The 13,284-nt window shown below is 69.3% G+C and carries 15 protein-coding genes; 7 read left to right on the top strand and 8 right to left on the bottom strand.

Going from position 1 to position 13,284, the window contains the following annotated elements:
* Positions 1–225: 225 nt before the first annotated feature.
* From ACWC5O_RS36440 to ACWC5O_RS36425, 4 genes are all read right to left on the bottom strand, one after another.
* Positions 226–600 (bottom strand): hypothetical protein, encoded by a 375-nt coding sequence (locus ACWC5O_RS36440; RefSeq protein ID WP_450584027.1) that lies wholly within the window; start codon positions 598–600, stop codon positions 226–228.
* A gap of 269 nt (positions 601–869) precedes the next feature.
* The gene (locus ACWC5O_RS36435; RefSeq protein WP_450584028.1) at positions 870–1,025 is read right to left on the bottom strand and encodes a hypothetical protein; all 156 of its coding nucleotides are present in this window, start codon (positions 1,023–1,025) and stop codon (positions 870–872) included.
* A gap of 185 nt (positions 1,026–1,210) precedes the next feature.
* Positions 1,211–2,419, bottom strand: a complete 1,209-nt coding sequence (locus tag ACWC5O_RS36430) for an ISAs1 family transposase (RefSeq protein ID WP_450584029.1) — start codon at positions 2,417–2,419, stop codon at positions 1,211–1,213.
* A 215-nt stretch (positions 2,420–2,634) separates the two neighbouring features.
* Positions 2,635–4,047: a M1 family metallopeptidase gene (locus ACWC5O_RS36425; protein ID WP_450584030.1), complete on the bottom strand. Its 1,413-nt coding sequence runs from the start codon at positions 4,045–4,047 to the stop codon at positions 2,635–2,637.
* A gap of 261 nt (positions 4,048–4,308) precedes the next feature.
* Here ACWC5O_RS36425 and ACWC5O_RS36420 point away from each other — a divergent pair, with 261 nt between their 5' ends.
* Positions 4,309–4,434 carry a hypothetical protein gene (locus ACWC5O_RS36420; RefSeq protein WP_450584032.1) on the top strand — a complete coding sequence of 42 codons (126 nt, stop codon included), beginning with the start codon at positions 4,309–4,311 and terminating at the stop codon, positions 4,432–4,434.
* Between the two features lie 77 nt (positions 4,435–4,511).
* Here ACWC5O_RS36420 and ACWC5O_RS36415 read toward each other — a convergent pair whose 3' ends face one another.
* From ACWC5O_RS36415 to ACWC5O_RS36400, 4 genes are all read right to left on the bottom strand, one after another.
* Positions 4,512–4,898: a hypothetical protein gene (locus ACWC5O_RS36415; protein WP_450584033.1), complete on the bottom strand. Its 387-nt coding sequence runs from the start codon at positions 4,896–4,898 to the stop codon at positions 4,512–4,514.
* A 146-nt stretch (positions 4,899–5,044) separates the two neighbouring features.
* The gene (locus ACWC5O_RS36410) at positions 5,045–5,602 is read right to left on the bottom strand and encodes a hypothetical protein (RefSeq protein WP_450584035.1); all 558 of its coding nucleotides are present in this window, start codon (positions 5,600–5,602) and stop codon (positions 5,045–5,047) included.
* A 91-nt stretch (positions 5,603–5,693) separates the two neighbouring features.
* The gene (locus tag ACWC5O_RS36405; RefSeq protein WP_450584037.1) at positions 5,694–6,380 is read right to left on the bottom strand and encodes a DUF4328 domain-containing protein; all 687 of its coding nucleotides are present in this window, start codon (positions 6,378–6,380) and stop codon (positions 5,694–5,696) included.
* 97 nt (positions 6,381–6,477) lie between these two features.
* A complete protein-coding gene (locus ACWC5O_RS36400; protein WP_450584176.1) occupies positions 6,478–8,076 on the bottom strand; it encodes a beta-N-acetylhexosaminidase in 1,599 nt (532 codons plus the stop codon).
* A 211-nt stretch (positions 8,077–8,287) separates the two neighbouring features.
* On the opposite strand from ACWC5O_RS36400, the gene ACWC5O_RS36395 reads away from it, so the two are divergent.
* The 6 genes from ACWC5O_RS36395 to ACWC5O_RS36370 all read left to right on the top strand — a co-directional run bounded on the left by ACWC5O_RS36395 (position 8,288) and on the right by ACWC5O_RS36370 (position 13,220).
* Positions 8,288–8,860 carry a 2-oxo-4-hydroxy-4-carboxy-5-ureidoimidazoline decarboxylase gene (locus tag ACWC5O_RS36395; RefSeq protein ID WP_450584038.1) on the top strand — a complete coding sequence of 191 codons (573 nt, stop codon included), beginning with the start codon at positions 8,288–8,290 and terminating at the stop codon, positions 8,858–8,860.
* A gap of 191 nt (positions 8,861–9,051) precedes the next feature.
* Positions 9,052–9,432, top strand: a complete 381-nt coding sequence (sdhC, locus tag ACWC5O_RS36390) for a succinate dehydrogenase, cytochrome b556 subunit (protein WP_043406142.1) — start codon at positions 9,052–9,054, stop codon at positions 9,430–9,432.
* Between the two features lie 5 nt (positions 9,433–9,437).
* On the top strand, positions 9,438–9,920 hold the full coding sequence (locus ACWC5O_RS36385) for a succinate dehydrogenase hydrophobic membrane anchor subunit (RefSeq protein WP_450584040.1): 483 nt from the start codon (positions 9,438–9,440) through the stop codon (positions 9,918–9,920).
* 19 nt (positions 9,921–9,939) lie between these two features.
* A complete protein-coding gene (gene sdhA / locus ACWC5O_RS36380; protein ID WP_450584042.1) occupies positions 9,940–11,694 on the top strand; it encodes a succinate dehydrogenase flavoprotein subunit in 1,755 nt (584 codons plus the stop codon).
* Positions 11,694–12,455: a succinate dehydrogenase iron-sulfur subunit gene (locus ACWC5O_RS36375; protein WP_450584044.1), complete on the top strand. Its 762-nt coding sequence runs from the start codon at positions 11,694–11,696 to the stop codon at positions 12,453–12,455. The genes sdhA and ACWC5O_RS36375 overlap by 1 nt, the downstream gene beginning before the upstream one ends.
* A 156-nt stretch (positions 12,456–12,611) precedes the next feature.
* A complete protein-coding gene (locus ACWC5O_RS36370; RefSeq protein WP_450584046.1) occupies positions 12,612–13,220 on the top strand; it encodes a Uma2 family endonuclease in 609 nt (202 codons plus the stop codon).
* Positions 13,221–13,284 lie beyond the last annotated feature (64 nt).

The following is a 13,284-nucleotide window of genomic DNA, read 5'->3' as shown; positions in this document are numbered from 1 at the left end:
GCAACCCGAAGTACATCGAAGCCCCGATGTACTCGTACAACCGGAATGAGGACCACTGATGGAGTCGGCCGAGGCGCCCTGAGGACGCCACCGCGACACGTGTCGTGCCTGCTCATTCTTCTCGGTCCGGGTGCCTCTCGTTCATGAGTTGTCATCCTCTCCATGTGATGACTTGAAGAAGTTTTCAATTCATGGGCGCGTGTCAGCCCGGTTCTTGAAGGTGACCTAGACCTCGAGTTGCTCTTCGATCCGCTTGAGCTGATGGCGGGCCATGGCCAGGTTCGAGCGGGCCCTGTCGATGACGAGATAGACGAACAGGCCGTTGCCGCTGCGGCCGGTCACCAGCCGGATGAGGTGGTACTGCCCTTCCAGCGTGATCAGGATGTCCTCGATCTGACTCTCAAGGCCCAGATGCTCCATCGTGCGCACCTTGGCGCGGATCACGTCCGTGTTCCCGGCTGCGGCGACCGTCAGGTCCAGGTCTCTGCCCCCGCCCAGGGTGCCGAGGGCCATGCCGCTGGTGTAGTCGACGACGGCCGCCCCCAATGCCCCCTCGACCCCGGTCATCATTTCCTTCAGAGCCACTTCCACACTCGCCATCGGCGCCTCCCCTTGGTTGTCGGCTGCGGCGGGCTCCGGTTCCTCACCCGCCCGCAACCGCACCGTAGGCGCGCCAGCCCGGCGGGCGATAAGTCTGCCCGGAAGCGACCAAAGATGATCGGACGGCCTTCTAATGTGGTTGTCGGATGACCAGAATTGATGAGCAGTCCGAAGCTTGGGGAGGCCGGAGGAGGGGCACGCGGGGTGATCGCGAGGGCCAAGACGACCGACGCGACCACCACCACGTCCACGAGCACCCACACGGATGCCTACGGCGCCTTCAGCTCTTCCACCATGCCGGCCGGCTTCTGATGGGCCGGGTTTTCCTGGAAGGCTGGATAACGTTCGTCAATGAATTCCAGCACCTCGCTGGAGAACCTGTAGGCGGCGGCGAGGAATTCGGCGACCGTGCAGTTCCCGGTCACTGACCGTGTGACGGTTACCGATTCGCCATCGGGGGTTCGGCGAGCTGCTTCTCGCTGGGCTCCCGAACGGAGTCCGGTACAAAGGCGATATCGAACATGACGCTCCAAGATGTGAATTCGAGGATGCCGAGAGCCTGCGCGGCCAGGGCCAGGGCCGCGTCGTTCAGGTGATGTGTCCTGGTTGATCACATGATGCCGAGGGTGATCAGTGGACGGTTGGCGTCGCGGGTGTGGTGGCGGAGTCCAGCGGCGATGTTCGTCTGGTTGCCGAGTCGGAGAGCGTCGATGGCCAGGTTACGCAGGGATGCCATGGCACGTGGAGCGGTGCCGGTGCGTACGCGGGAGGCGTCCTCGGCGTACGTGGTGTCCCTGACGTGGTGGATCTTGTTCTCGATGCCCCAGTGGCCGCGGACGCGGCGGGCGATCTCGGTTGCGTCGGCCTGCTCCGCGGTCAGGTCGGTCACCCCGTAGATGCGTTCCAGGGTGACCTTGCCGGTGGTGACGATCCGTCGGCGGCGCACGATCTGGACGGCCTGCACCGCGTGTGGGAACGCGATCCTGGCGACGGCGGCGGCCTTGATCCGGCGGATCTCGTCGCGGCCGTGCGCGGTGGCCCGCGTCTTGTCCAGGAGTGGCACTTCCCGCCATGGCAGGGCCTTCAGCCACTGGTGCAGGGTGGGCTGACTGCCCTTGATCAGCGCGATGTAGTGGGCGTGCTTGTCCTCGACGAGGAAGCGCGCGTGGGCGGTCTGCGAGTGGAGGGCGTCGAAGGTGACCACCGTGCCGTGCAGGTTGAGCGGGGCAAGCAGGGGCTGGAAGGCGGTGATCTCGTTGGTCGTGGCGTCCACCTCGCGCTGGGCGGTGACCAGACCGGTCCCCGTCATCGCGGCGAGCAGATGGACCTGGGTGCCGTCGGTGCGGCGGGCACCGCGCACGGTCTTGCCGTCCACGGCGAGGGAGGGCAGGGGCCGCCGGTCGCTGTCGTTCTCCTCCTGGCCGGCGGCGCGTTCGCGCCCGGCGAGCCAACTTCCGACGGCTGTATCCAGCGCGTCGCCGTCGATGCGTTGGAGGACACGACGCACGGTGGCCTCGGCCGGGGCGACGGGGCCGAGGCCCGGCTCCCGGCATGGGCCACCGAGCCGGGCCAGGACGTTGGGCGGGGCGTCGGCGGCCCACTCCGCGATCGCGGCCAGGGACTTCGCTCCGGCCAGGACCGCGCACGCGGTCAGGGAGAGGACGAAGGCGAGCGAGTGGCGTCGGCCCTGGTCCCGGCGGGGATCGGGCACCTGAGCCAGGCAGGTCAGCAGGCCGGGGAGGTCATCGGGGACGGTCGGCGCGGTGTCGGCGAGTTGGCCCAGAGGGCGCGGGATGAGCGAGGATGAGCGGGCAGGCACGGTCTTCCGTCGTGGTGATCAGGGACTCGACACCTCATGATCACCGGAAGTCGTGCCTGCCTCCGCGTCAGCCCCCGCAGTCCTGCCCCAGCTCCTGAAGCCCAATCAACCCGGATGCACCGCCGGAACGACGCCGCCCTGCCCGCGTACCCCGTCGGTCACCGTCATCGTGGCGCCGACGGGGTACGCCCGTCACCCGCGAGCGGAGTGCGACTTCAGCGGATGCGGTGCTTCCGCCAGAAGGGGCCGAGGTCCCTGTGCGTCATCGACTGTGCGGCCTTCTTGAAGCCGGCGGTGGTGGAGACGCCGTACCAGTGTTCGTGGGCGTACTTCTTGATGAGGCGCGCCATGGTGCCGGCCCCGAGGACGTGCTCCAGGTCGGCCAGGACGCAAGGGCCGATCCCGTACACGACCTGGAAGTACTCGTCACGGTGTGTAGACCAGTAGGCCATCGAGTTGGTGAGCGCGGCGGTGGCGCTCGGCCAGGAGTCGTCCGGCGAGCACTCGAACCCGTCCCAGCGGTAGTAGCGCGCGTTGGCGTACTGAGCGAAACTCTCGTCCAGCCAGGGTGAGTTGTACTCGTCGTTGCCCACGACGCCGTACCACCACTGGTGGGCGATCTCATGGACGGTGGCGCCGCCCTCCTCCTCGGTGCCGAGGATGACCAGGCCGGGGTACTCCATGCCGCCGGCGAACCCGGGGGTCATCACGAGGTCGATCTCGCCGTACGGATAGCGGCCGAACTCCCTGCCGAACCGGTCGATGGCGGCGACGCCGTCCTTGCGGTTGAGGCGGACACCGGCGGCGGGCGTGTTCGGCGACCAGTACGACTTCACGCGCACGCCGTCGGGCGAGGTCTGGGTCGCGGTGCGGAACGGGCCCGCCGCCCATGCGAAGTCCCGCACCCGCTTGGCGACGCTGTGGGTGACCGTACGCCCGGTACCGCCGGGGCGGGTCCATGTGCTGCCGGTCGCCGGGACCTTGAGGGCGGACGGGTGGTCAAGGCGCACCCGGAAGTCGCTCGCCAGGGTGTAGAAGCTCTCGCCGTACGACACATACGGATCGAGGTGCCATCCCCTCGCGTCGTGCACGGCGAGGACCGGCAGCGCGTTGCCCAGGAAGCGGAACGCGCCTTCGCGGCCGAAGCGGTTGTTGCGTGCGGGCACGGTGAGGGCCAAGTCGAAGGAGACGGCTGTCCGCTCGCCGCGTGCGAGCGGCCTCGGCAGAGCGATGCGCAGCGCCGTGCACTTCACGCCGGGGCGGCCCGGAGTGCCGCCGCGCACGTGGGAGACGCGGACGGGGGACGGTCTTCCGGATGTCCCGCAGCCGTCCTCGCCATTGCCCCACAGGCGTATGTACACCTCACGCAGGGGCCGGCTGGAGGCGTTGCGGAAGGACACCGTCTGCCGGCCCGCCCAGTGGGAGCCGTCGGCGTCGGCGCGCAGCTTCACGTCGTAGCTGGGGCGGTCGGGCGTCGCGGGTTCGGCCGCTCTCACCGCGGCGCCGGGCGCCGGGCCGGACGGCGTGCCGGCCTCGGCCACGGTGGAGCCTGCTGTCGCGAGCAGCGCGAGCAGGGCGACCAGCAGACGGCGACCGGTTCTTGAGGGACCCGTGGGCGACGAAGGCATGGCAGACGACATGGCAGATGACATGCCAGCGGATCTTGTCACAGGGTTCCCCACAGCCGACACAGGCCCGCGCGAAGAGGGGAGGTCGGCTCCGCTTGGGCGGCGAAAATGCCAGGGTAGGCAGGGGATGTTCGCTGTACGTTGGCGCACAGTAAGGATCCCGGTTCAACCCATCCGCAGTTCATCCCCTTCCATGAGGCCTGGTCAGGGACACCACGTACGCCGAGCTCCCGCGTACGCACCGGCACCGCTCCACGTGCCATGCCATCCCTGCGCAACCTGGCCATCGGCGCTCTCCGACTCGGCAACCAGACGAACATCGCCGCTGGACTCCGCCACCACACCCGCGACGCCAACCGTCCACTGATCACCCTCGGCATCATGTGATCAACCAGGACACATCACCTGAACGACGCGGCCCTGCGGCCAGGGCCCGCTCATCCCGGAGGGGCCCCGCCGGGTGTTCATGCGGAGGCGGTCGCGTCGCGGCAGAGGAGGCGCAGGGAGCCCTGGCCGGCGAAGCAGCGGCGGGCCTCCTCGATGGGGTCCCACAGTTTGCCGTCGGGCGTGCGGATCCAGTGGTCGCCGCCGGTCGACCACCACTCGGCGCGGGCCTGGCGGACGATGACCTCGCCGGCGTAGGCGCCGAAGCCGCGCAGCACGTTCTCGACCGCCGCGTACGGCGGTTCCTCGCGGCGGATGTCCTCGATCATCCGGTCCACCCGCCACAGGCTCTGTGCCGAGTAGTCGAGCCGCACCCGCGCGCCCTCGCGCATGGTCGCCACCGCGTCGGCCGCCCACCGGACGGGCTTCGCCGCCGCGTGCGCCCTGGTCTCCTGCTGTGCTGTCACGAACTGCGCTGTCACATAGGGAGAAGCGGGCGGGGCCTGACATCCGTCACGCGGATCGGACCCGATTCCCCAACCGGCGCAGGACCGCCCCACCGCCGCCGCACGACAGCCACAGGACTCCCCCAGAACTGGGGTTTGAATGCCGGTCAGCCGCGGCTGCGGGCCCGGCGGGACACCACCGCCTGCAGCACCCGGCGGCCCTCGACCGAGACGTCCAGGGCGCGGCGCAGCCCGTTCGAGCCGTGCTCGGCGAGGAGTTCCAGGACGACGACCTGACGGCGCAGCTCGGCGGCGACGAGCGGGGACACGTCGGCGGCGCCGCCCGCGCGCCCGGTCTCCAGGCCGTCGGCCGACGAGCTGCCGCCCGCGGCCGGGTCGAGGAGCCGGTGGATGCGTAGGGAGGCGACGGAGCAGGCGTCGGCCCAGGCCCGTATCGCCTCGGTGGTGCGCTCGTCCGGGGCCGCGTCCAGCATGCGGTGGGCGAGCTGCTCGGCCTCGTCCTCGCCGGCCTGCGCCGGACCGAGCGCGCCACGCGCCTTCTCCAGGCCGGCGCCCCACTCGGAGCCGTCGGCGAGGCTCGCCCACAGCGGGCGCAGCACCTCGTCGTCACCGCCCAGCAGAGGCACGCACCGATCCAAACAAGCCAGCCCACTGGCAGCCAGTCCGCGTTCGTCGGCCTGAGCGATCAGTTCCACCAGGCTCATGAAAGCCTCCCTCGCCAGGGCGCCGCCTTTACGGAGCCCGCACTTCCCCTTACTGCGTGCGACGGCGAGAGAGTGTCACAGAAGTGGGTTTTCAGCCAAGAGCCGGGACGAACACAGGTCCCGCGAGGGCCTTCTCGTGCTGCATGCCGGTCAGCCGCAGCACGAGCAGGACGGCGAGCGTGGCGGCCAGGATGTCGACGCCGTCGGCGACCATGACGTGCAGCGCGGCGTCCCGGATCGCCGGGGCGGTGCGCGCCGATTCGTACTCGCTCTCCATGAGCCGGCCGACGGCGGTGGAGAGCAGCCAGAACCCCCACCAGGCGTTGATCAGCCCGTGCCGCGCCCGCACGCCGACGGGGTGGCTGGCGTCCCAGACGTCCAGGGCGATCCGGCGCGGGAAGTAGAAGTTCGCGATGGGCACCACCCAGCCGGCGACGGTCCACGCGCGCGCCTTGCTGTGCCCGTCGGGGCTGAACACCTCGGCGTTCACCCGCACCCGGTAGAACCAGACCAGGAACACGACCGCGGAGACCAGCCAGACCACGCTCTGTGCGGCCCCCGCCGCGGAGTACAGGGTGTCCGCCTGGTCGGCGCGCCCGGAGAGGTGCTTGCCGAGGGGGCCGGTGCCCGCCGCGAGGTCGTCCGCCACGCGGTGCACGTTCAGACCGGCGGCCACGGCCGCCAGGTCGGTCAGGACGACCAGGCCGAGCAGCACGGCGGCGGCCCTGCCGAGCCCGACCGGCGAACGCAGCCGGGCGCCCTTCGCGCCGGCGCTCATGGCATAACTGTTCATGGTGAGTCCCCCCGTGTCCCCCAGGTACGTCGCAGCACGCGGAAGATACGGTTCACCGCCCCCGTGCGTCCACTCGACGGGGTCAGCCCAGCCGGTCCGCCAGCTGCTTGAACTGCGCCCAGGACAGGGCGGGCGTACGCGGGTCCCACAGCTTCTGCACGGTGGCCCGCAGCGGCATCCGGATGCCGGCCGCGACCTGGTCCTGCGTCTGGGCGCCCGCGATGTCGCTCCACACCGCGAAGGACCCGCCGAGTATCTGCCCGTCGTAGCCCGCCGGTACGGCGGTCGTGCCGCGCAGCACCCGCGGGTTCCACTGCTCGTAGATGCGCTGCCCGGTCGGGTAGACGAAGGTCTGCGGCTGCCCGAGGACGTAGTACAGGAACTCGTCGTTGTAGTTGAGCACCTTGCGGCCCGCGCTCAGGTACTCCACCGGCTGCCGGGCGCCGATCTCCTTGCCGGTCCAGTAGGCGACCTGGAGGTCCTTGGCGGGCTGCACCGACGTGTCGCGGAAGAAGCCGTCGTTCCAGGCCCGCATGGTCCGGTCGTGGGCGCGCACGGTGGCGGCCCGGTCGTTCAGCCAGCCGGTCGCGAGGTCGGCGACGGTCGCGCCGGAGCCGTACTTCTGCTGGGCGGCGGCCGCCAGCTGCGGATACGACGCCTGCGGGTTCGCCACCGTCAGCGCCTGGTACTCGTCGCCGCCGAGATGCCACTGGTCGCCGGTGAAGAGCCCGGCGTACTCGCCCAGCAGGTCGTCGACGATCTTCGCCGAGGCGGGCTTGGAGATGTCGATCGCGCCCCGGGTCGCCACCCCGTTCACGTTGCGCAGCTGCAGGTCGGGGTGGGCGGCGATGACCGCGCCCAGATGCCCGGGCGAGTCGATCTCGGGCACGACGGTGATGTGCCGGGCGGCCGCGAGGCTGACGATCTGCTTCACCTGCGCCTTGGTCAGATGGTCCTTGGAGACGATCTCGGGATGGGTGCTGGACTCGATCCGGAAGCCCTGGTCGTCGGAGAAGTGCAGCCCCAGCTCGTTGAACTTCAGGTCCCCCAGCTCGCGTATCCGGTCCTCGATCCAGGACGCGGTGTACGGCTTGCGCGCGATGTCCAGCATGAAGCCGCGCCGCGGCTTGGCGGGCTCGTCGCGTACGACACCCTCCGGCGCCGTACCGCCGCCGTGGACCTCCTGCTTGAGGGTGCGGGTGCCGTAGAAGACGCCCGCGTCGCCCGGCCCGCTGATGTCGACCCGCCCGCCGCGCACGGTCATGGTGTACGACTCCGGGTTCCCGCCCCCGCTGCCCAGGGCCAGCCGCAGATCCCCGGCCCGCACGTCGTCCTTCTTCCCCGCGTACGCCAGCCCCAGCTCACCGGCTATCAGCCGTCCCTCGTCGGCCAGCTCCGGATCGCTCACCACCACCCGCTCGCCCCGCTGCGGCCGCCAGCCGGGACCGCGCGCCGGGGTGTGGGAGCGCACCGCGGGTATCGTGCGCGGCGCCTGGGAGAGCGGATAGGACCGGCTGGGCGAGGGACTGCTCGGCGTGGCGGCGCGACCGGACGCGGCGCCGGAGGTGCGCTCCGACGGCGCCTGCGCCGCGCTCCCCGCCGGTTTCCCGCCGCCGTCCGCCGAGGCCCACACGCCGACGCCCACGCCGAACGCGACGGTCCCCACGAACGCGGCGGCCATGACCGCCCGCTTCCGCCTCACCTGCTGCGCCGAGGCCCGGCGCCTGTGCTGGCTCACCCAGCCAACGTACGACCGATCGAGGGTTCATTCGTCGTCGAGGTGTTCTGAAACTCTCCCGTTCGAGTGAAATTCGGGCATCGGTCGGACACACAGTGACCACTCTCGATAACGTGACGACACACCTTTCACGGCATCCCCTGCCACACCACATGTGACGCGAGGACCCACGCTGCCTGCGCACCGTCTCCCGTACCTCCCCAAACCGCTGGACGCCTTCAACGCCGCTCCCGCCGACGAAGCCCGCGCCCTGCTCCTGCACTGCCTGCGCAGCCTGCACTGGTCCCGCCGCCTGACCGAGCACCGCCCCTATCCCGACCTGGACTCCCTCCTGGCAGCGGCGGACGAGGCGGCGTACGACCTGTCGCCGGGGGATCTGGCCGAGGCGCTGGCGAGCGAGTCGCTTCCGGAGCTGCCGGAGGACACGTACTCCGCCGCCCACACGGCTCTGAGCGCGGCCCACGCGGCCTACGAGGCCCGATTCGGACACGTTTTCGTCATCTATCTGGGTGATTGTCCTCGCGAGGAGGCCCTCGACCGCATCCTCGAAGGCATCCGATCACGATTGGCGAACGATCCGGAGGAGGAACGGGTAGTGGCAGCCGAGGAACTCCGGCGCCTTGCGAGAAGCAGGCTGGTAACTCACCTGAGGGGCGCGGGACCGCATCCACCAGCGGCTCCACCGCGGGGCGCGACCAGCCACAACGCACCCGCACCCGGCAAATAACAGGACACGCCACCCCAGTAGCCGCAAGGCAATAGCCCATCCGATGCCAGTTTGATCACACAGGTAGGCCCCCCGTAAGCGGCGGCGCACCGCATGGATACGATGCTGAGGGCCGGTGGACCGTACCCGGCCGGGCCCGACCGACACCGAAGCCGGCGCGGCCCTAGTCCCCGCTCCCGGAGGGTTCTTCCGTGCCGGCTGGAACGCTGTACCGCGGCCGGGAAGGAATGTGGTCCTGGGTGGCTCACCGAGTCACCGGCGTCCTCATCTTCTTCTTCCTGTTCGTTCACGTGCTGGACACCGCACTCGTCCGTGTCTCCCCCGAGGACTACGACAAGGTCGTAGCCACGTACAAGACTCCGATCGTCGCGCTGCTGGAGTACGGCCTCGTCGCCGCCATCCTCTTCCACGCGCTCAACGGCCTGCGCGTCATCGCCGTCGACTTCTGGTCGAAGGGCCCGCGCTACCAGAAGCAGATGCTCTGGACCGTCGTCGGCGTCTGGGTCGTCCTGATGGCCGGGGCGATCTACCCCGTCCTCGGCCACGCCGCTCGTGTTCTGTTCGGGAGCTGACGCCCATGTCCACGACTGAAACCACCGCGTCCGGAGTCGGCCCCGTCGAGGGCGCCCCGCTCTACACGGTCGACGACCCGGCCCCGCTCATCGAGGCGCCGCGCAAGCGGACCAAGAAGACCCCGAAGTCCACCCGGGGCAACTTCGAGATGGCGGCCTGGCTGTTCATGCGCCTGTCCGGCATCGTGCTGGTCGTCCTCGTCCTCGGCCACCTGCTGATCCAGCTGGTGCTGGACGGCGGCGTCTCCAAGATCGGCTTCGCCTTCGTGGCCGGCCGCTGGGCGTCCCCGTTCTGGCAGGTCTGGGACCTGCTGATGCTGTGGCTGGCGATGCTGCACGGCGCCAACGGCCTGCGCACGGTCATCAACGACTACGCGGAGCGCGCGAACACCCGGCTGTGGCTGAAGGGCCTGCTGTACACCGCCACGGTGTTCACCATCCTGCTGGGCACGCTGGTGATCTTCACCTTCGACCCGAACATCCGCTAGGCACGGGGCTGCGAGAATCATGAAGATCCACAAGTACGACACCGTCATCGTCGGCGCCGGCGGCGCGGGCATGCGCGCGGCCATCGAGTCCACGAAGCGCAGCCGCACCGCGGTCCTGACCAAGCTCTACCCCACCCGCTCCCACACGGGCGCCGCGCAGGGCGGTATGGCCGCCGCGCTGGCCAACGTGGAGGAGGACAACTGGGAGTGGCACACCTTCGACACGGTCAAGGGCGGTGACTACCTGGTCGACCAGGACGCCGCCGAGATCCTGGCGAAGGAGGCCATCGACGCCGTCCTCGACCTGGAGAAGATGGGCCTGCCGTTCAACCGGACGCCCGACGGGACGATCGACCAGCGGCGCTTCGGCGGTCACTCCCGCAACCACGGCGAGGCCCCGGTCCGCCGCTCCTGCTACGCGGCCGACCGCACCGGCCACATGATCCTCCAGACGCTGTACCAGAACTGCGTCAAGGAGGGCGTGGAGTTCTTCAACGAGTTCTACGTCCTGGACCAGCTGATCACCGAGGTCGACGGCGTCAAGAAGTCGGCCGGTGTGGTGGCGTACGAGCTGGCCACCGGCGAGATCCACGTCTTCCAGGCGAAGGCGGTCATCTACGCCTCCGGCGGCACCGGCAAGTTCTTCAAGGTGACGTCGAACGCCCACACGCTGACCGGTGACGGCCAGGCCGCCGTCTACCGCCGCGGTCTGCCGCTGGAGGACATGGAGTTCTTCCAGTTCCACCCGACCGGCATCTGGCGCATGGGCATCCTGCTGACGGAGGGCGCCCGTGGTGAGGGCGGCATCCTCCGCAACAAGGACGGCGAGCGCTTCATGGAGAAGTACGCGCCGGTCATGAAGGACCTCGCGTCCCGTGACGTCGTCTCCCGCTCCATCTACACGGAGATCCGCGAGGGCCGCGGCTGCGGTCCCGAGGGCGACCACGTCTACCTCGACCTCACGCACCTCCCGCCGGAGCAGCTGGACGCCAAGCTCCCGGACATCACGGAGTTCGCGCGCACCTACCTCGGCATCGAGCCCTACACGGACCCGATCCCGATCCAGCCGACCGCGCACTACGCGATGGGCGGCATCCCGACGAACGTCGAGGGTGAGGTCCTGGCGGACAACACCACCGTCGTCCCGGGTCTGTACGCGGCCGGCGAGGTCGCCTGCGTGTCCGTGCACGGTGCCAACCGCCTCGGCACCAACTCGCTGCTGGACATCAACGTGTTCGGCCGCCGTGCGGGCATCGCCGCCGCCGAGTACTCCCACACGGCCGACTTCGTCGAGCTGCCGGAGAACCCGGAGGCCTTCGTCGTCGAGCAGATCGAGCAGCTGCGCAACTCCACCGGCAACGAGCGGGTCGCCCAGATCCGTCGCGAGCTGCAGGAGACCATGGACGCCAACGTCATGGTGTTCCGCACCGAGCAGACGATCAAGACGGCGGTCGAGAAGATCGCCGAGCTGCGCGAGCGCTACAAGAACGTGTCGATCCAGGACAAGGGCAAGCGGTTCAACACGGACCTGCTGGAGGCCATCGAGCTGGGCAACCTGCTCGAGCTGGCCGAGGTCATGGCGGTGTCGGCCCTGGCCCGCAAGGAGTCCCGCGGCGGTCACTACCGCGAGGACTACCCGAACCGCGACGACGTCAACTTCATGCGCCACACGATGGCGTACCGCGAGGTCGGCGCCGACGGCTCGGAAACCGTCCGTCTCGACTACAAGCCGGTCGTCCAGACCCGCTACCAGCCGATGGAGCGTAAGTACTGATGGCAACCCCTGTTCTGGACAAGGTGGAGGCGGACGCCGCGGCCTCTCCCTACATCACCGTCACCTTCCGGATCCGCCGCTTCAACCCGGAGGTCTCGGCCGAGGCGACGTGGGAAGACTTCCAGCTGGAAATCGACCCGAAGGAGCGTGTCCTCGACGGTCTCCACAAGATCAAGTGGGACGTCGACGGCACCCTCACCTTCCGCCGTTCCTGCGCGCACGGCATCTGCGGCTCGGACGCGATGCGGATCAACGGCAAGAACCGCCTGGCGTGCAAGACGCTGATCAAGGACATCAACCCCGAGAAGCCGATCACGGTCGAGCCCATCAAGGGCCTGACGGTCCTGAAGGACCTGGTCGTGGACATGGAGCCGTTCTTCCAGGCGTACCGGGACGTGATGCCCTTCCTGATCACGAAGGACACCAACGAGCCGACGCGTGAGCGTCTGCAGTCCGCCGAGGACCGTGAGCGCTTCGACGACACGACGAAGTGCATCCTCTGCGCCGCCTGCACGTCCTCCTGCCCGGTGTTCTGGAACGACGGCCAGTACTTCGGTCCGGCCGCGATCGTGAACGCCCACCGCTTCATCTTCGACAGCCGTGACGAGGCGGGCGAGCAGCGCCTGGAGATCCTCAACGACCGGGACGGCGTGTGGCGTTGCCGCACGACCTTCAACTGCACGGACGCCTGCCCGCGCGGTATCGAGGTCACGAAGGCGATCGCCGAGGTGAAGAAGGCGCTGATCACGCGCCGCTTCTGACGTCGGCATCCGTACGTCGGTGAGGGCCCCGTTTCCGCTGGGAACGGGGCCCTCTGACGTGCGGAAACACGATCGGGTGAACACGATCGCGCAGGACGCACGGGCATGGTCCGTCCTACGATGATGCTCTCGGCACCAGCCCACGGGAGGCACGTGATGTCCACAGCACCTGCCGAGTGGAGCTCCGGCGACCGGCCACTGACGGCACTGGCCGACGAGATCATGGAGCGCCATCCGGGCTACCGCGTCGAGATCATCGGAGGCCAGATCCTCGCGTCCCCGCCCCCGGACGGCGCCCACGCCCGGGCCCTGACCGACCTTATGGTCCCCTTCCTGACAGCCGGGCTGCACGGACCGGAATCACAAGTACTCCAGGGCATCGGCCTCTGGCTCCCCGACGGGGGCGAGGATTACGCGATTCCGGACCTCGTCGTCGTGGACGCCGACTTCGAGGAGCACTACGCCGAGAACAACTGCTACGACCCCGTCTGCTTCCGCCTGGTCCTGGAGGTCACCTCCAGCAACTACCGGACCGACCTGCGCACCAAGGTCGCCGCGTACGCGGAGGCGAAGGTCCCGGTCTACGTCATCGTCGACCGCAAGCACCAGCGCCTCCACGTCCTCACGGACCCCGCCGGGGACAAGTACGAGAACCACCGCCCCCACGCCCCCGGCGAGATGGTCACCCTCCCCGACTCCCTCGGCGCCAAGGTCACCCTGGACGTCGCCGAGATCCTCGAAGCGGGCCGCCCTCGCCGCCCGTGAGCCCCCCCCCGGGCACCCTGAGGAGCCCCGCCGAATCCGCTTCGGTGGGGCTCCTCGCATCTTG

This window comes from Streptomyces sp. NPDC001450 (assembly GCF_053597295.1).
Note: the sequence above shows the minus strand (reverse complement) of the source record. Positions and strands in the feature narration are given on the sequence as shown.

Coding starts and splice junctions, on each gene's coding strand:
- ACWC5O_RS36440 (WP_450584027.1), bottom strand. CDS start 600: ATGGCGAGTGTGGAAGTGGCTCTGAAGGAAATGATGACCGGGGTCGAG.
- ACWC5O_RS36425 (WP_450584030.1), bottom strand. CDS start 4,047: ATGCCTTCGTCGCCCACGGGTCCCTCAAGAACCGGTCGCCGTCTGCTG.
- ACWC5O_RS36420 (WP_450584032.1), top strand. CDS start 4,309: ATGCCATCCCTGCGCAACCTGGCCATCGGCGCTCTCCGACTCGGCAAC.
- ACWC5O_RS36410 (WP_450584035.1), bottom strand. CDS start 5,602: ATGAGCCTGGTGGAACTGATCGCTCAGGCCGACGAACGCGGACTGGCT.
- ACWC5O_RS36405 (WP_450584037.1), bottom strand. CDS start 6,380: ATGAGCGCCGGCGCGAAGGGCGCCCGGCTGCGTTCGCCGGTCGGGCTC.
- ACWC5O_RS36400 (WP_450584176.1), bottom strand. CDS start 8,076: ATGGCCGCCGCGTTCGTGGGGACCGTCGCGTTCGGCGTGGGCGTCGGC.
- ACWC5O_RS36385 (WP_450584040.1), top strand. CDS start 9,438: ATGTCCACGACTGAAACCACCGCGTCCGGAGTCGGCCCCGTCGAGGGC.
- sdhA (WP_450584042.1), top strand. CDS start 9,940: ATGAAGATCCACAAGTACGACACCGTCATCGTCGGCGCCGGCGGCGCG.
- ACWC5O_RS36375 (WP_450584044.1), top strand. CDS start 11,694: ATGGCAACCCCTGTTCTGGACAAGGTGGAGGCGGACGCCGCGGCCTCT.
- ACWC5O_RS36370 (WP_450584046.1), top strand. CDS start 12,612: ATGTCCACAGCACCTGCCGAGTGGAGCTCCGGCGACCGGCCACTGACG.